This is a genomic window from Streptomyces sp. JJ66, from assembly GCF_019303495.1.
In the GTDB taxonomy this organism is placed as follows: Bacteria; Actinomycetota; Actinomycetes; order Streptomycetales; family Streptomycetaceae; genus Streptomyces.
This window is the reverse complement of sequence record NZ_JAEVFI010000001.1, coordinates 68,091-84,583: the sequence shown is the minus strand read 5'-3', so window position 1 is coordinate 84,583 and position 16,493 is coordinate 68,091. Positions and strand designations below refer to the sequence as shown.

15 protein-coding genes are annotated in these 16,493 nt (G+C 73.9%); 1 reads left to right on the top strand and 14 read right to left on the bottom strand.

The genetic code is table 11. The features are described 5' to 3' along the window. Window positions 1-100: 100 nt before the first annotated feature. From JJV70_RS00405 to kynU, 11 genes are all read right to left on the bottom strand, one after another. Complete coding sequence (locus tag JJV70_RS00405; RefSeq protein WP_219045454.1) at window positions 101-1,192, bottom strand: FAD-dependent monooxygenase; 1,092 nt, start codon at window positions 1,190-1,192, stop codon at window positions 101-103. A gap of 48 nt (window positions 1,193-1,240) precedes the next feature. After that, on the bottom strand, window positions 1,241-2,425 hold the full coding sequence (locus JJV70_RS00400) for a glycosyltransferase (protein ID WP_219045453.1): 1,185 nt from the start codon (window positions 2,423-2,425) through the stop codon (window positions 1,241-1,243). A gap of 51 nt (window positions 2,426-2,476) precedes the next feature. After that, entirely contained in the window at window positions 2,477-3,442 is a 966-nt protein-coding gene (gene rfbA, locus JJV70_RS00395; RefSeq protein ID WP_219045452.1) for a glucose-1-phosphate thymidylyltransferase RfbA, read from the bottom strand. After that, window positions 3,439-4,080 carry a dTDP-4-dehydrorhamnose 3,5-epimerase family protein gene (locus JJV70_RS00390; protein WP_219045451.1) on the bottom strand — a complete coding sequence of 214 codons (642 nt, stop codon included), beginning with the start codon at window positions 4,078-4,080 and terminating at the stop codon, window positions 3,439-3,441. The genes rfbA and JJV70_RS00390 overlap by 4 nt, the downstream gene beginning before the upstream one ends. A 95-nt stretch (window positions 4,081-4,175) precedes the next feature. Further along, window positions 4,176-5,030: an alpha/beta hydrolase gene (locus JJV70_RS00385; protein ID WP_219045450.1), complete on the bottom strand. Its 855-nt coding sequence runs from the start codon at window positions 5,028-5,030 to the stop codon at window positions 4,176-4,178. Next, the gene (locus JJV70_RS00380) at window positions 5,027-6,139 is read right to left on the bottom strand and encodes a methyltransferase (protein ID WP_219045449.1); all 1,113 of its coding nucleotides are present in this window, start codon (window positions 6,137-6,139) and stop codon (window positions 5,027-5,029) included. The genes JJV70_RS00385 and JJV70_RS00380 overlap by 4 nt, the downstream gene beginning before the upstream one ends. Further along, the gene (locus JJV70_RS00375; RefSeq protein ID WP_219045448.1) at window positions 6,136-7,401 is read right to left on the bottom strand and encodes a class I SAM-dependent methyltransferase; all 1,266 of its coding nucleotides are present in this window, start codon (window positions 7,399-7,401) and stop codon (window positions 6,136-6,138) included. The genes JJV70_RS00380 and JJV70_RS00375 overlap by 4 nt, the downstream gene beginning before the upstream one ends. Further along, the gene (gene rffA, locus JJV70_RS00370; protein WP_219045447.1) at window positions 7,398-8,591 is read right to left on the bottom strand and encodes a dTDP-4-amino-4,6-dideoxygalactose transaminase; all 1,194 of its coding nucleotides are present in this window, start codon (window positions 8,589-8,591) and stop codon (window positions 7,398-7,400) included. Before rffA ends, JJV70_RS00375 begins: the two co-directional genes overlap by 4 nt. Further along, the gene (locus tag JJV70_RS00365; RefSeq protein ID WP_219045446.1) at window positions 8,588-9,328 is read right to left on the bottom strand and encodes a methyltransferase; all 741 of its coding nucleotides are present in this window, start codon (window positions 9,326-9,328) and stop codon (window positions 8,588-8,590) included. The genes rffA and JJV70_RS00365 overlap by 4 nt, the downstream gene beginning before the upstream one ends. A gap of 135 nt (window positions 9,329-9,463) precedes the next feature. Continuing rightward, complete coding sequence (locus tag JJV70_RS23340; protein WP_308294613.1) at window positions 9,464-10,285, bottom strand: tryptophan 2,3-dioxygenase family protein; 822 nt, start codon at window positions 10,283-10,285, stop codon at window positions 9,464-9,466. Beyond that, window positions 10,282-11,499: a kynureninase gene (gene kynU / locus JJV70_RS00355; protein WP_219045445.1), complete on the bottom strand. Its 1,218-nt coding sequence runs from the start codon at window positions 11,497-11,499 to the stop codon at window positions 10,282-10,284. Before kynU ends, JJV70_RS23340 begins: the two co-directional genes overlap by 4 nt. Before the next feature lie 339 nt (window positions 11,500-11,838). Here kynU and JJV70_RS00350 point away from each other — a divergent pair, with 339 nt between their 5' ends. Next, window positions 11,839-12,708: a hypothetical protein gene (locus tag JJV70_RS00350; protein WP_219045444.1), complete on the top strand. Its 870-nt coding sequence runs from the start codon at window positions 11,839-11,841 to the stop codon at window positions 12,706-12,708. Between the two features lie 71 nt (window positions 12,709-12,779). Here the strand turns inward: JJV70_RS00350 and JJV70_RS00345 are convergent, their stop codons facing one another. The 3 genes from JJV70_RS00345 to JJV70_RS00335 all read right to left on the bottom strand — a co-directional run bounded on the left by JJV70_RS00345 (window position 12,780) and on the right by JJV70_RS00335 (window position 16,446). Continuing rightward, window positions 12,780-14,495 (bottom strand): gamma-glutamyltransferase family protein, encoded by a 1,716-nt coding sequence (locus JJV70_RS00345; RefSeq protein ID WP_219045706.1) that lies wholly within the window; start codon window positions 14,493-14,495, stop codon window positions 12,780-12,782. A 197-nt stretch (window positions 14,496-14,692) separates the two neighbouring features. Further along, window positions 14,693-15,562 carry a PhzF family phenazine biosynthesis protein gene (locus tag JJV70_RS00340; RefSeq protein WP_219045443.1) on the bottom strand — a complete coding sequence of 290 codons (870 nt, stop codon included), beginning with the start codon at window positions 15,560-15,562 and terminating at the stop codon, window positions 14,693-14,695. Next, window positions 15,559-16,446 carry an LLM class flavin-dependent oxidoreductase gene (locus JJV70_RS00335; protein WP_219045442.1) on the bottom strand — a complete coding sequence of 296 codons (888 nt, stop codon included), beginning with the start codon at window positions 16,444-16,446 and terminating at the stop codon, window positions 15,559-15,561. The genes JJV70_RS00340 and JJV70_RS00335 overlap by 4 nt, the downstream gene beginning before the upstream one ends. Window positions 16,447-16,493: the final 47 nt, after the last annotated feature.

Here is a 16,493-nt window from a genome sequence, read left to right as displayed (position 1 = left end):
CGTACTGGTCTCGTACTGGTGCTGTCGTGCCGGGGCACCTGGTGCTGCCAAAAGTGCGGGCGCCGGAGCGCCGACCTCGCCCGGAGCCCTCACCGCGCGGTCACGAGCGGTTTCCCACTGTGCCCGCCGGTACCCGCCCCGCGCCATCCGCCGCCAGGTCGGCCAGCGAAATCCGGCCGCCCCGGGTGAGCAGGTCGGTGACGAACCGCTCGGGGGAGGTGTCCGGTGCGTCACCGAGCCCGGCGAACCACGCGGCGCTGGCCCGGCCCATCCACTGGGTGTGCTCCACCACCGGGCGGCGCGCGACCTCGTAGGCTTTCAGCGCGGCTGGGACGGAGGGCGCGTCCCGCACCGCGGTGATCAGGGCCAGCGCGTCGTCCAGGGCGAGCCGGGTCCCGGAGCCCACCGAGTAGTGCGCGGTGTGGGCCGCGTCGCCCAGCAGCACCACGTTCCCGTGTGACCACCTGTCGTTGCGCACGAGGGGGAACCGCTGCCACCGGGAGCGGTTCTCCAATAGCCGGGTCCCCTCCAGCTCGCGGCGGAACAGGCGCTCCACTTCCGCGGTATCCGGCCGGTGGGCCGCCTCCACCAGGAAGGTGCTGCGGCCCGGTGCGTAGGGGTAGGCGTGGGCGGTCACCAGGCCGTGCGGGCAGTCGGCCACCAGGAAGGTGAGCCCGTCGAACGCTCGCTGCGCGCCGAGCCAGGTGTAGTGAGGTGCCAGGCGGTCCACGCCGGTGCCGAAGTGGGCGGCCAGCTCGCCGCGTACGGCTGAGCGGGCCCCGTCAGCGGCCACCACCAGGTCGTACCCAGTGGTCAGCGACGCCGCAGGCGGGGCCAACTCCCCGTACCGCAGGCGTACTCCGAGGTCGGCGCAGCGCCCGCGCAGCAGTCCCAGCAGGGTCCTGCGGTCCACGGCGCCCAGGGCCGGGCCGCGCAGGGTGTGGGAGCGGCCGTGCCGGTGCACGGTCACCCGGGACAGGTCCGCCAGGTGCGGGCGCAGGCCGTCGGCCAGGCACGGGTCGCCCTGCTCCAGCGTGTCCAGCGCGGCGGGGGGCAGGACGACGCCGAACCCGTACGTGTCCTCCCCGTGGCGGCGTTCCCAGACGGTGACCTGGTGCGCTCTGGCGGTGCGCCGGGCGAAGGCGGCGAACGCCAGCCCGGCCGGGCCACCGCCGACGACGGCGATCCTCACGTGCTCCTCCTCGCTCTTTGGACGCGTCATGGCGGCGGCGCCGCGGTGTCAGGCCCGTGCCGCGCCGATGCGTTCGGTGACCTGGTGGACGACGGTGGCCGGGGCGGGCATGGCGGCCATCTCGCGCGCCACCTCGGCGGCGGCACGACGGGGCGCCGCGTCGTGCAGCACCCGCTCCAGCGCGTCGGTGACCGCCTCGGGACCGGCGTCCGCGTCGATGTCGAGCGTCGGCCCCGCGCCCCGGGCGGAGACGGTCTGCGCGTTGCTGACGTTCACCGTGCCCGGCATCGGCAGCGCCACCTGTGGCAGGCCCGCGGCGAACGCGCTCAGCACGGTGCCCGAACCGCCGTGATGGACGATCGCGTCGCAGCGGTCCAGCAGGGGCCGCAGCGGCAGCCAGCGCTCCGGCCGCACGTGCGGTGGCAGCGTGGCGGGCAGCTCGGGCAGGTCGGCGTCCGCGGTGAGCAGCACCATCTCCGCCCCCAGCCGTTCGGTGGCCAGCATGATGTCGCGGTAGAGGGCGCCGTCGCGGGTCATGCTGGCCGACGAGCCGCAGGTGGCCACCACCCGCGGGCGCTCACCGCGGCGCAGCGCCCAGTGCGGCAGCGTGCCGCCGTTGTTGAAGCAGCCGTACCGCATCGGCAGCCGGTGCCCCGGGCGGCCAATGGCACTGGGCACGTCGGTGAAGTTCGCCAGCGACCCGGGCAGGACGTCGATTTCGATCTCCGCCTCGGTCACCTTCTCCACGCCCAAGCGCTCGGCGTGCGGCGCCAGGTACTCAAGGGCCGGGCCGAAGGTGGGCAGCGGCGTCCCGTACCCGTGCAGGACGGCGGGTATGTTGGCGGCGCGGGCGGCGACCAGCGCGGCGGAGTGGATGCCGGGGTAGACCACGGCGCCGGCGTCCCAGTCGCGGGCGAGGGACACCAGGTCGTCCAGCATGCGGGCCCCGACTTCCCCGAAGGCGGCGCCGTGCACGGCCAGGGAGGTGGCGTCATCGGGAGCGGAACCGGCCTGGCCGCGCTCCAGGGTACGCAGCAGCTCGTCGTACGGCTCCCGCGCGTCCTGGGCGGCACCGGCGTCGGCGGTGACCAGGCCCGCGGCCACGGCGGTGCGCGTGCCGGGGCCGCAGGTAGCCACCAGCACCTCGTGACCGGCCGCCTGGGCGGCGTGCGCCAGCGGCACCAGCGGCATCAGGTGCGAGGAGACGGGCATGGAGGTGAACAGGAAACGCACGGTGGGCTCCTTACTGTCCCGGTCAGGGACGTCGGTCCCGGGCAGAGCTGGTCAGGGTCCCGGCGAGCGGGTCGCCGCGAACGGGGGCAGGCCTGTGGGGTCGGCGACGAGGCCGGGTGGCGGAGCGTGGGGCACCTGTTGGTCCCGCGCGGAGCGTTCGGCGAGCTCCACGAGGTAGGTGCCGTAATCGGTGTCGGCGTGTTCCCGGCCCAGCCGCAGCAGGCGGCCCGCCCCGATGAAGCCCATCCGGTAGGCGATCTCCTCGACGCAGGCGATACGCACGCTCTGGCGCTGCTCCAGGATCTGGACGTACTGCCCGGCCTCCAGCAGCGCGTCGTGCGTCCCGGTGTCCAGCCACACGAAACCGCGTCCGAGCTGCACCAGTTCGGCCTGGCCGCGCTCCAGATACGCCTGGTTGATGTCGGTGACCTCCAGCTCTCCCCGCGCCGAGGGGGTCAGACCCCGGGCGATGTCCACCACGTGCCGGTCGTACATGTACAGGCCGGTGACGGCCAGTTCGGACCGTGGCTTGCGCGGTTTCTCCTCGACGCCGATCAGCCGCCCCGCCGCGTCGATCTCCGCGACGCCGTAGCGCTGCGGGTCGCGCACCGGGTAGCCGAACAGCGTGCAGCCCTCCAGCCGCCGCGCCCGCTCGCGCAGCAGCGCGGAGAATCCGGGGCCGTGAAAGAGGTTGTCGCCCAGCACCAGGGTGACCGCGTCGGCGCCGATGTGGTCGGCGCCGATGAGGAACGCCTCGGCGATGCCGCCGGGGTGGGCCTGCTCGGCGTAGTCCAGCCGCAGCCCCAGGTGGCTGCCGTCGCCCAGCAACGCACGGAAGAGCGGGAGGTGGGCGGGGGAGGAGATGATCAGGATGTCCCTGATCCCGGCCAGCATGAGCACCGACAGCGGGTAGTAGACCATCGGCTTGTTGTAGACGGGCAGCAGTTGCTTGGAGAGCACCCCGGTCAGTGGTTTGAGCCGGGTGCCGGACCCGCCGGCCATGATGATGCCCTTCATGCCTGCGTCCTCCTTCGGTCGGCGGTTTCGGAGGTGGGCGCGGTCTTCGTCGCGCCGGTCTCCCGGTACGGCGGCAGCAGCCCGCGCGCGCGGGCCTCGGCGAGCGTCGGCGCGGCCCGGTCCCGTGGCGACATCAGCGCGTCCCGACGCCTCGGTACGGGCAGCTCCAGCACGGGGTCGTACACCGTGACGGCCAGGTCGTCCTCGGGTCGGTAGGGGGTGGAGAGCAGATACACCAGGACGCTTTCCTCGGCCAGCGACACGAAGGCGTGCCCCACCCCTGGCGGGCAGTACAGGGCGCGTGGCCGGCCGGAGGCGAGGTGCAGGGAGTCCCAGTGGCCGAAGGTGGGCGAGCCCTCGCGCACGTCCACCACCAGGTCCAGCACCTCACCCGCGGGGCAGAAGACCACCTTGGCGGTGCCCACCGCCTCCGGGCGGGTGTAGTGCACGCCGCGCACTACACCCGCCCGGTTGACACTCAGCGCCGTGCGGGCGACGCGGAACGGTTCCCGCGCCGCGCCCCCCGCCCATGGGGTGTCACCCTCCTGGTACAGCGGGCTGAACAGGCCGCGCTCGTCCTCGAACGCCGGGGGTGTGACTTCCACGGCCCCGGCGACGGCGAGTTCCCGTGTCCGCATGCGTGCCTCCTGTCGGGGTGCTGCTGAGGGACGTGACCGAGGCGGATTCCGCCGAGCACCACCCCGCCCGGGGCGCCGGGCCGCAGCGCTTCCGGTCAGCGGCCGGGGCCGTGCGCCAGCAGGTCCAGCACCGTGCGGCCCAGCACCGTCGCGGGGTCGCCGAGGTCCAGCGGCAGGTCGAAGTGGTCGCGGTCTTCGGCGACCAGGACGCGGGCCGGGTGTCCCCGGGCCAGTAGCGCCGAAGCGAACCGGTCCTGCTGCCGGGCGTACTCGTCGGTCTCGTGCTGCCCGCGGGCCAGCAGTACGTGCCCGGCGCGCGGCGCCCGGCGGTACAGCGGGCTGAGCTGCCGGGCCGTGGCGGCATCCAGCCCCAGCGCGTCGTTGACGTAGCTGTCAACCACCGGCAGCAGGTCGTACAGGCCGCTCAGCAGTACTGTCCCGGCGAGGGGCACACCGTCGCGGTCTGCGGTGGCCATCGCCACCAGGTGCGCTCCGGCCGAACTTCCCGCCGCGTACACGGCGTCCGCGCGGCCGCCGAGCCGCGCGGCGTTCTCCCGCACCCACCTCAGGCCGCGGTACACGGACGCGGTCATCTCCGGCAGGCGGCGGGCGGGCGCCAGGCCGTAGCCGAGCGCCACGTACCCCGCGCCCGCGGCCAGCAGCGCGGGCGCGGCGAAGCAGGCGTCGTCCTTGCTGGACTCCTGCCAGTGCCCGCCGTGGACGAACACCACCAGCGGCGCCCCCGGCTGGTGCGGTGGGAAGTGGTGCAGCCGCTCCGCCGGGTGGGGTCCGTAGGGCACGTTCGCACGGTGGCGTAGCTCGCGCAGCGCGGCCAGGCTCCGCGTCCGGTACCGCGCCAGCGTGCCCCGGGCGTCGCGCGCCCGGGTGCTGGGGGACAGCTCCGCGTCCCACGCCTGACGGCGGGCCCCGATACGGTGCGAGGCGGTCACGGCGTCGGACGGCGTCCGCTGACCACGCCGTGCGGGGTCCAGCCGTGTCCGCGGGTGCGGGTGATGTCGGTGAACCCCGCGTCCCGCAGCCAGCCCTCGTGCTCCGCCCAGCGGTAGATGGTGGAGTGCCGGAACGGCAGGGTGGTGAAGTACACGTTGTCCAGCGCCGCGTACAGCGGCCCGGCCCCGTCGTCGTCGCTGAAGGCGTTGAACACCAGCACCCGCCCGCCCGGTTCCACGGCGTCGTACGCCTTCTTCAGCAGGGTGCGGTTCTGCTCGGGCGACCAGATCACCAGCTGGTGGGCGAACAGCACACAGTCGTGCCCGCCCGGGTAGGGGTCACCGAAGATGTCGGCGGCGCTGGTGGTGACGCGGTCGGCCAGACCGGCCTCGCGGATGTTGCGATCGGCCACCTCCAGCGCGCCGGGCCGGTCGAGTACGGTGATGCGCAGCTCGGGGTGGGCGCGGGCGAGGGCGAGGGCGTTGACCGCGTCACCGCCGCCCACGTCCAGCACCCGGGTGGCGCCCGAGAAGTCGGTGTCCTCGATGAGTACCGGGTTCGACAGCCGCGACCAGGAGTGCATGCAGCGGTAGAACAGCTCCTCCAGACCGGGCACGCCCGCAAGCCGCGTGTACAGGTCGCGGGACTCGCCGGGGAAGTGGCGGATGCCGGCGTTCTCGCCCGTGCGCAGGGACTCGGCGTAGTCCGCGGCCGGCAGGTAGGACACCCGGTCCTGGAACTCCACGATGTCGCGCAGCACCGGCCACAGGTGTGCCGCGAACGCCGCGGCCACCGGCGGTCCGTTGCGGTAGCCGCTCTCGGTGACACTGGTCAGTCCGAGCGCCGTGGTGCCCAGCAGCAGGGTGTCGGCCGCCCGGGGCGTCAGGCCGAGCGAGTCGGCCACCTTGGCGGCCGGGAGCGGTCCTTCGGTTTCCAGCAGGTCGAACAGCCCCAGTGCGCAGCCCGCGTTGAGCTGCTGGAACGCCGCGTAGCCGAACAGCACGGGCACGAGCTGGCCCAGGTTCTCCGCCGCGTCGTGCCCGGCCGCCTCAGGCGTGCGGTCCGGGTCCCGGCTCGCGTCGTCGCCCGTCGTCGTGACGGAGGTCATCGCCCCGCCTCCGTCCACGCGTGGACCACGGGTTCGGGTACGGGGACGACGAAGCCGCCCCCCGCCCGCAGGTAGTCGGATTCCTTGCGCATGATCTCCTCGGCGTAGTTCCAGGCCAGCAGCAGGTAGTAGTCCGGCGGGGCGGTGACCGCCTCGGGCGCCAGGACGGGGATGTGCGTGCCGGGCGTGACACGGCCCTGCTTCTGCGGGGTGGTGTCGGTACAGAAGGCGATCTCCTCGCTGCTCAGCCCACACACGTTCAGCAGGGTGGTGCCTTTGGCCGACGCCCCGTACGCGGCCACGGTGCGCCCGTCGGAGGTCAGCCGCCGCACCAGGTTGGACAGCCGCGCGCAGGTGTCGCGCACCCGGGCGGCGAACTCGGTGTAGGCCGCGTCGTCGAAGAGGCCGCCGGAGCGCTCCCGCTCGATGAGCTCGCCGACGCCGCGTCCGGTGGGCCACGGCCCCTCGGCGTGTCCCGCCGACACCAGAACCGAGCCGCCGTGCACCGCCAGGCGCTCGACGTGCAGCGTACGCAGCCCGTGCCGGGCGAACAGCGTGTCGAGTGTGCTGATCAGGAAGTACGACAGATGCTCGTGGTAGATGGTGTCGAACGCCAGTCCCTCCAGCAGATCGACCGCGTAGGGGACCTCGACGGTGAACACCCCGTCCTCGGCGAGCAGTTCACGCACCCCGGCCAGTACGTCGGCCAGGTCGTCGATGTGGGCGAAGACGTGACGGCCCAGGATCAGCGCGGCCTTCCCGTGTTCGTCGGCGACGGCGCGCGCCGTGGCCGAGTCGAAGTACTCCGGGACGGTAGGCACCCCGCGGTCCTCCGCGATCGCCGCCAGGTTGCGGGCGGGGTCCACCCCCACCACCCGGGCCCCGGCGGCACGGAACGCCAGCAGCTGGTCCCCGGTGTTGCTGCCGAGTTCGACGACCAGCGCGTTGGCGGGCAGCGCGAAACGGTCCCGCAGCAGGCGCACGACCTCGCGCAGATGCCGGGCCATCGTTTCGGAGTCGGAGGTGACATAGGAGTAGGTGCGGTAGAGCACCTGCGGGTCCACCACGGCGGTCAGACTCAGCAGGCGGCACGACCGGCACGAGACGACCTCCAGCGGGTAGGCGGGCTCGTCGGGATAGGTGGCGGCGGGCTCCAGGAAGCCGTTGGCCAGCGGCACCCGGCCGAACGAGATCACCTCCTGCCACTCCCCGGCCCCGCAGACCCGGCAGCGGGTGACGAACCGGACGGCGTCCTCGGTCATGACCAGTCCTCTCGGTCGGCGGCGCCCGTCGCGCCGGTGCGGAAGGAACGCAGGGCCGCGACGACCCGCTCGGCCTGGGCCTCGTCGAGCCCCGTATGCAGCGGCAGCCGCACCAGCCGGTCGGCCACCCGCTCGGAGACCGGGCAGCCGCCCGGAGCTGTGCGCCCGTGCCGCAGCCCGGCGGGCGAGGTGTGCAGCGGCTGGAAGTGGAACGTGGCCCGCACCCCGCGCTCGGCCAGGTGGGACAGCAGCGCCGCGCGGTCCGCCGCGGACGGCAGCACCAGGTGGTACAGGTGTGCCGAGTGGGTGCGGCCGGGCGGTACGGTGGGCAGCGCGACGCCTTCCCGCCCGGCCCAGTCGGCCAGCCGCGTCTGGTAGTGGTGCCACACCGCGTGCCGGTGTCGCTGGATCACCTCGAACTCCTCCAGCTGGGCCGCCAGCAGCGCGGCCAGCAGCTCCGGCAGGATGTAACTCGAACCCAGGTCCACCCAGCGGTACTTGTCCACCCGTCCCTGGAAGTACTGCCGCCGGTTGGTGCCCCGGTCCCGGATGATGGTGGCCCGGTCGGCAAGCGTCTCGTCGTTGACCAGCAGCGCCCCGCCCTTGCCGCAGTGCGCGTTCTTCGTGGCGTGGAAGCTCAGCGCCGCAAGCGTCCCCAGGCCGCCCAGCGGTCTGCCGTGGTAACTGCTGCCCAGGCCGTGGGCGTTGTCCTCGATCACGGGCAGGCCCCTATCCCGTGCGACGCGTTCGATCGCTGTCATCTCGCAGGCCACGCCCGCGTAGTGCACGGCGACGATCGCCCGGGTGCGGTCGGTGATGGCCGCCTCCAGGAGCGTCTCGTCGAGGTTGAGCGTGTCGGGTCGGCAGTCAACGAAGACGGGCACGGCGCCGCGCAGGGCGAAGGCGCTCGCGGTGGGGGCGAACGTGAACGAGGGCATCACCACCTCGTCGCCCGGGGCGAGGTCCAGCAGGAGCGCCGCGATCTCCAGTGCGTGGGTGCACGAGGGCGTCAGCAGGGCGTGCGGGGAGCCCGTCAGCCGCTCCAGCAGTTCGGTGGCGCGAGCGGTGTAGGGGCCGTCCCCGTCCAGCTCCCCGGTCTCCAGGACGTGGCGCAGGTAGGCGTCCTGGCGCTCGGCGACGTGCGGCACGTGGAACGGCACGGTGGGTGCCGTCACGGGTGTGGTGGTCATCGGCGCAGCTCCAGCAGGGTGAAGTCGATCCGGATCTGTCCGGCCGCGTCGGCGTGCGTGGCGTACACCGGCGACGAGCCGAGTTCCGCGGCGGGGACGTCGAACGCCTCTTGCCGGTAGGTCCGCACCGTGAACCCGGCCGCACCGGCCACCTCGCGGAGCCGGCCGGCGTTGCCCATCGCGTGGCTGAACCCCAGGAACAGCCGGCCCCCGGGGGTGAGCCGGCGGGCCGACTCGGTGAGGAACCGCTGGTGCAGGGTGTAGCCCGGGTCGAAGAAGTGGTAGGCGAGGTCGGAGTCGTGCGCCTGGCCCGGTGGCGTCTCGATGAACGGCGAGTTCCAGAAAATCAGGTCGAAGGAGTCCGTGGGCGGCACGGCCGCGAACAGGTCGCTGACGCGGGCACGGACACGGTCGGCCACCCCGTGGCGGCGGGCGTTCAGCTCGGTCGTCCGCACGGCCGCCGGGTTGATGTCCAGCGCGGTCACCTCCGGCACGCCCTCCAGCGCCGCGACGACGGAGGCGACGCCGCAGCCGCAGCCCATCTCCAGCATGCGCCGCACGCCCGCGTGCGGCAGCCAGGACGCGAACAGGCCGGTGGCGTGGTTGTACTCGCCGCCCAGCACCCCGCTGAGCTGGTGCCACTGACGGCCCAGCAGCGTGAACTCCAGCTCGCGGTCCTGCTGGGCCACGGCGGCCGCGTAGGCTTCCTGCCCCATGACGAGGCCGAGTTCGTTCATCGCGCGGGTCCCTTCGGGTCGGGCCGGTCGGGCCGGTGGGGTCGTGGGTCTGGTTTCGCGGCGGCTATCGCGGCGGTGGAGGCCGTCCGGTGCCGGGCGTCCGTTACCGGTGCACACGGTGGGTCCGGGGGTGGCTCACAGCAGAGAGCGCATGGTCCACAGTTCGGGGAAGAACCGGTGCTCGTTGACGGTGCGCAGCCACGCCGCGCCGTCGCTGCCGCCGCTGCCGCGCTTGCCGCCGAGCATCCGCTCCACCACCAGCAGGTGGGTGGCCCGCCAGCGGGAGAACTGGTAGGCGACCTCCAGGAGCTGTTCGGCGAGGTCGTAGGCCGCGCGATGTCCGTCCGGATCGTGGTACACGCTCAGCCAGACCTTCTCGACCGCGTCGTGAGGTGTGTACGGGACGGCCGGATCGCGTGCGACCACGGACTCGGGTACGGGCAGCCCGCGGCGGGCGAGGAAGCGCAGTACCTCGTCGTACAGGCTCGGGCGCCCCAGCTCTGCACGCAGGACCGGGAAGGCGGTGAGGTCCGCGGAACGCACCACGGCCGTCGCCCGGTTGCCGAGGGTGAACTCCAGCAGCCGGTACATGAACGACTGCGTGCCGGACGCCTGGCCGAGGGTGTCCCGGAAGCCGAGGAACTCATCGGCGGGCATCGCGTTCATGCTTTCCCAGCACCCGGTCAGGACGCGCTGGTTGCGCACCGTGCGGGTCAGTGCCCGGCAGGCGGCCTCGGGGCGGTCCTCGGCCAGGCGGGCGCGGGCCTGGTCGGCCTCCAGGTGCACCATCCGGAACAGCAGCTCCTTGACCTGGCTGATCAAGATGAACGACATCTCGAACGGCGAGGAGGTGCGCGGTTCCTGGAGTGCGTGCAGCGCGTCCATGCGGGCGTAGGCGACATACTGGTTGGGCTGGTCGTGCTGGCCGTGCTGGTCGTGCCGGTTGTGCTGGTTCACCGGGTCACCTCCCGCAGGTGCGTCACGGCGTCGAAGACGTCCGTGTAGGAGACGTACAGTCCGTTCAGGCACAGCCGGATCAGGTCCGGCGGGCGCGCGTCGGTCACCACCCCGCGCGCCATCAGCTCGGCCGACAGGCGCGGGGCGCGGGGATGCCGCAGCGTGACCTGGTTGCCGCGCCGTGCGGGTGCCCGCGGCGTGACCACCTCCGGCCACGCACCGGTGCGTTCCCGCGTCCGCGTGGTGGTGCCCGCCCCGTCCACCAGGCTCATCAGGTAGTCGCCCAGCCGCAGGCTCTTCTCGCGGACAGCGGCAACCCCGGCGGCCTCCAGCGGAGTGAGGGCGGCCTCCAGCGCGAGCAGGGACAGCAGGTGCGGCGTGCCGGTCCGGGCCCGCGCGATGCCGGGGGCGGGGACGAAGGTGTCGGCCATCTCGAAGGGCCGCGCGTGGCCGTGCCAGCCGGTGACGGGCAGGTCCAGCGCCTCGTGGTGCCGGGCCGCCGCGTACAGGAACGCTGGTGCTCCGGGTCCGCCGCACAGGTACTTGTAGCCGCAGCCCACCGCCAGGTCCACGCCCGCCTCGTCGAGGTGGAGCGGTACCGCGCCGGCCGCGTGGCTGAGGTCCCACACCGTCACCGCGCCGGCGTCCCGCACCCGCGCGGTCAGCGCCGCGACGTCCCACAGCTCGCCGGTGCGGAAGTCCACCGCCCCGGCGAGCACCGCCCCCACCTCGCCGCGGTGCCGCTCCAGCACCTTTGGCAGGGCGGCGACCGGCGTCTGGACCAGCCGGAGCCCCAGCATCCGGGCGACGGAGACGGCCAGGTAGCGGTCGGTGGGAAAGTTGCCCGCGTCCGAGACGAGCACGGTGCGCTCCGGCCGCAGCCGGGCCGCGGCCGTCAGCGCGTTGAACAGCTGCACCGATGTCGACTCACCGACGACGGTCTGTCCGGGCGCGGCGCCCACGAGCCGCCCGACGCGGTCTCCGACCCGTTCCGGCGCGTCCCACCAACCGTCCTCGAACCAGCCGCGGATGAGGTGCTCGCCCCACTCCCGCCGCACCACTTGGTCCAGCGCACCGGGCACCGCACGCGGCAGCGGTCCCAGTGAGTTGCCGTTCAGCTGGATGACACCTGCGGGCAGCGCGAATTCTTCCCGGAATCCGGAGAGCTGGTCCTCAGCGTCGCGTTTTTCCGCCCACTCGCGAGTGAATTCCACTGGTGGTGCTCCTCGTCTTGCGTGGTGGTGCCCCCGCCGTACCGAGGGCTGACGGGTACCGCTGGGGGACCCCGCCGGACGGCTGGTGGGCACAGTCGAAGCGCACTGTAGAGATGTCTATCTTCGCCGCGCGGAACGCGTCAACAGTGGCTCGGTCAAGGGATTTTCAGGGCTGTGTCAGAGAATCTGCACGGGCTTCTCAGGATCTCCTCACGAGGCTGCCCAGTGTCGCTTTCGCCTGCGGAAGGCGCCCGGCTTCGGGAAAGATGCGGGAGCGAACGCGAAATCGCCCGCGGGGGAATCCGCGCGCGGGAATCCGACGGCGGCAAGGGAGAAGAAATGACCATGGCGCAGGTGACCGGCTGTCAGGACGGAGAGCGCTGCGCGGGTCCGCGGTGCGCGGACTCCGCCGTGGGCGGCGGCCGGGCCGTTCTCGGGACCCGGCTGTGCCTGGAATGCCGGAGCCGTCTGGCCGCCGATCTGACCCGGCTGCCGTCGCTCTACCGCGAGTGCGGCGAGCGCCACCTGCGCGGCGCCGCCCCGGCGTGGACCAGGCCCCCGGCTCCGGGACGCGGCCCCGCGTCGCTGCTGCACGCCGGTGCGGCGGACGTGCGCCACGGCGTGCTCGCTGTCCTGTCCTCCTGGGCCGGGCTGGTCGTGCAGGGCACGGGCACGCGGCCGCCCCGGCGCTGTGTGCCGGACCTGTGCGCCTTCCTGCACGAGCGGCTCGGCTTCGTCGTCCGCCACCCGGCCGCCGGGGAGTTCGCCGAGGAGACGGCCCGGCTGGTCGAGCAGACGCGGCGCGTCGCCCGCCCCGAGGAGAGCCCCGCGCGGGGCGTCCTGGGCCCCTGCCCCGCGCCCGGCTGCGACGGACGGCTCACCGCGCGCGGGGCCCGTGGACGGCACCGTCCAGCCCACGCCACCTGCGACGCCGACCCGGAGCACAACTGGAGCGGAGCGGACCGGCTAGCGGCCGCGTCCCGGGCCGCTGACGCCCGGGGCGGACCAGCGTCGGCGCAGGACACCGCACACACCCGCCGGGCGCCGCGCTGGCTCAGCTCCGCCGACGTCACCGCCCTGTGGGGCATACCGCGGGGCAGCGTGTACCGGCTGGCCAGCGAACGCAACTGGGACCGGCGCCGTCTGGCCGGACGCACGTACTACGCCGCCGAAGACGTCCGCCGCGCCCTGGCGGGCACAGGAGTCTGACCCGCGAGGGGCCTGAGCCGTGACGGGCAGCGGCGGTGACCTCCCCCGTGCCCGTCGCGCGCCGACTCGCCCTACCGGACCACGGCGTACGCCTGCCGGCCCCGTGGGCTGGCGGCAGCCAGCACGCCGCCGTCGGCCCGGGCCCCGGACATGCACACCTTGCCCAGGGACCAGGCTTCCACCTCGCGCACCTCGTGTCCACGGGCGCGCAGCTCGGCGAGCACCGCGGCGTCGAACCCCCGCTCGGCCACCAGCGTGCCGGGCCGGAACGTGCGGGGCGTGAACGACGACGGGACGTGATCGGTGTGGAACGTGCGGGCCTCCACCGCTTCCTGCGGGCCGAGGCCGAAGTCGACGTGGGCGAGGAACGCGTTGAGCGTCCACTGGTCCTGCTGATCGCCGCCGGGTGTGCCGAAGGCCAGGTACGGCGCCCCGTCGCGCAGCACGAGCGAGGGGCTGAGGGTCGTGCGCGGTCGCTTGCCCGGGGCCAGGGCGTTGGGGTGTCCGGGGTCCAGCCAGGCCATCTGTCCCCGGGTGCCGAGGGGAAAGCCGAGCCCCGGGACCACCGGTGAACTCTTCAGCCAGCCGCCGCTGGGTGTGGCCGCGACCATGTTGCCCTCCCGGTCCGAGGCCGTCACGCAGCAGGTGTCGCCCTTGGCCTGGGAGAGCAGGACGACAGCCGGGATGCCGTCGGCGAGCTGGTCGCGCCAGCCATGGCCGCGTCGCACGTCCGGGTCCCCGGCCAGGTCCGGCAGACGGGGCGGGCGCCCGGCGGGGGAGCCGGGCCGCAGTTCGGCGGACGCCTCCCGCCCGATCAGCGCACGCCGTTCGGCGGCGTAGCCGGCATCCAGCAGACCTTCCAGCGGGACGTCGGTGAACGCGGGGTCGCCGTACCACGCCTCCCGGTCGGCGAAGGCCAGCTTGGCGGCCTCCACCACGGTGTGCAGGTGGTCGGCCGAGCCGAACCGAACGGTATCCAGCCCGGCACCCTCCAGCAGCGCGAGCTGCTGGAGAAACACCGGCCCCTGCGACCACGGCCCCGGTTTGTGTACCAGGTGTCCCCGGTACTCGCGTGCCACCGGAGCCTCCACCGGGGGCCGCCAGCCAGCCAGGTCGGCGCCGCTGAGCACCCCCTGGTTGCGGTGCCCGGTGGCGTCGAGCACCGCAGTACGGGGGGCGTACCGGTCGATCGCCTCGGCCACGAATCCCTCGTAGAAGCCGCGCAGCGCCGCCTCGATGCCTGCTTCCCGGCCTCCGCGCGCCGTCGCGGCCTCGGCCAGCAGCCGTTCGTAGGTGGCGGCCAGCGCCGGGTTCCGCAGCAGCTCCCCGGCACGCGGGGCGCTGCCGTCCGGCCGCAGGTACGCCGCGCCGGACTCGGGCCACTCGGCGCGGAACAGCGGAGCCATGACCTCGATCATCGCCGCGGCCTTCGGCAGCAGCGGGAACCCCTCGCGCGCGTAGTGCACGGCGGGGGCCAGGACGGTCGCCAGCGGCAGCCGCCCGTGGTCGCGCAGCAGCGTGAGCCACGCGCCGAAAGCCCCCGGCACGCATGCCGCCAGCAGCCCGGCCCCGGGGACGGCCCGCAGCCCGAGGCCGCGGAAGTGTTCGACCGTCGCGCCCGCAGGCATCGGGCCCTGCCCGCAGATGACATCCACGGTGCCGCGCCGCCCGTCGTGCACGAGGATCGGCACGTCCCCGGCCGGACCGTTCAGGTGCGGCTCGACGACCTGGATGACGAACGCCGCGGCGACCGCGGCGTCGAAGGCGTTCCCGCCCTCATCGAACATGGCGGCGCCCGAGGCGGACGCCAGCCAGTGGGTGGTGGACACGGCACCTCGGGTGCCGTGGAGTTCGGGACGCGACAAGGCGAACCTCCTGCGGATCGGCGGGCAGCGTTACGACGCGCCGCCATGCTGGACGCGGACGCGGGGATGGGACCGGCGGCAGCGACAGCGAGCCGGGGGGCCGGGGCCGGGGGCCGCTGTCAGGCCGCGGTGGGGTCCGGGGCCGGTACAGCGAGGTGACCGGCCAGTTCCCGGGGCGCCTGGCCGGTGACGGTCACGGTGAGACCGCCCGCGCTCCCGCCGCTGATCGTGCCCTCCAGCACGGCGGGGCGTCCCAGCTCGGCTCCCTGCTCGATGCGGAACGCGCCCTGCGCGCTGGTCAGCTCGCGGTCCGCCAGCCACACCCCGAGCGCCAGCGCGACCGACGCGCACGCCGGGTCCTCCCCGATGGCGTACCCGGGGGCGAAGAGCCGCGCGGTGGCGGTGCGCGAGCCCTCGTCCCAGTGGAAGACGAAGACGTCCGGCAGTCCGCCTTCCGCCATGGCCGCCTCGTCGGGCCGGGCGGCGGACACCGCGTCGGCGCGCACGGGCAGCAGGTGAAACAGCGGGCCGAACCCGGCGGCCAGCACCGAACCCGGCGCGCGGTCCCGCTCGCGCAGTCCGACGGCGTCCAGCAGCGGCCCGGCCTCCAGCGCGCGACTCGGCCATGGCCCGGCAGCGGTGACCGTCGCCTGCCGGGCGTCCGCCTCCAGCTCCAGCAGGCTTTCCCCGCACTGCTGGACGACGCGTCCGGGCGCCAGCCGTCTGGAGCGGACCAGCGCCACCGCCGTGCCCACCGCCGAGTGGCCGCCGTGGGGCGACTCCCCGCGCGCGGTGAAGACCCGGACCCGGTGGGTGGCGTCCGCCGTGGTGGGTGGCAGGACGAACACGGTCTCGTCGGTGCGCAGCAGGCCGCTCATCCGGCGCAGGGTGGTGTCATCCAGCCCGTCGGCGTCGTGGACCACGGCCAGCGGGCTGCCCCCGCCCGGCCGGGTGCCGAACATCCCGACCACCTCGAACGGGCACGTCATCGGTTACCTCCCAGCTCGGCGGCGGCGAACTCCGTCAGCACCTCTTCGCTTCCCGCGTACGGGAAGTCCGGGCGGGGCCAGTGCACGACGAGATCGGTGAAGCCGAGGTCCGCGAAGGTCCCGGCCGCGTCCTGGTAGGACCCGGTGGACTCCAGGACGCCGCCCACCGCGGCGTCGGTCAGCAGCAGGCGGCGCAGTGTGTCCGGGTTCCGTCCCTGGGCCGCGCACGCCGCGTCCAATGCGGCCAGCTGATCCTTGAGCAGCGGCACCAGCCGGTCGTAGCGCTCGGGTTCGAAGACGTTCGGCGGCCCGCTGGTGACCCAGATGTCGGCGTGCCGGGCCGCGAGCGCCATGCCCCGGGGCCCGGCGGCGGCCACCGCGAGCGGCAGGCGCGGCCGGGCGACGCACGCGGGTTCCACCACCACGTCGGTGGCCGTGTACCACTGGCCGGCGAAGCTGGTGTGCCGGTGGCTCAACAGCAGGTCCAGCAGCTCGACGAACTCCCCGAACCGGGCGGCGCGCTGCTTTTGGCTCAGGGGGCGGTCACCGCGCAGCCGGGCGTCGTAGCCGTCGGCCCCGGCGCCCACCCCGCACACGATCCGGCCGCCCGAGACGTCGTCGAGGGTGACCAGCTCCTTGGCGAAGTCCACGGGGTGCCGGAAGTTCGGGCTGGCCACCAGCGTGCCCAGGCCGATGCGGGAGGTGGCCTCGGCAGCGGCGGCCAGGGTGGGGACGGCCGAGAACCAGGGCCGGTCGTGGAACCAGCGCCACATCAGGTGGTCGTAGGTCCAGGCGTGGTCGTAACCGAGCTCCTCGGCCAGCAGCCAGCGCTCCCGGGCTCGTGACCAGCGGTGTTCGGGCAGCAGCAGCACTCCGTGGCGCATGTGCCCCGCTCTCCTTTCCGTTCGGTTGCCCGGCGTCGGGCAGGCGG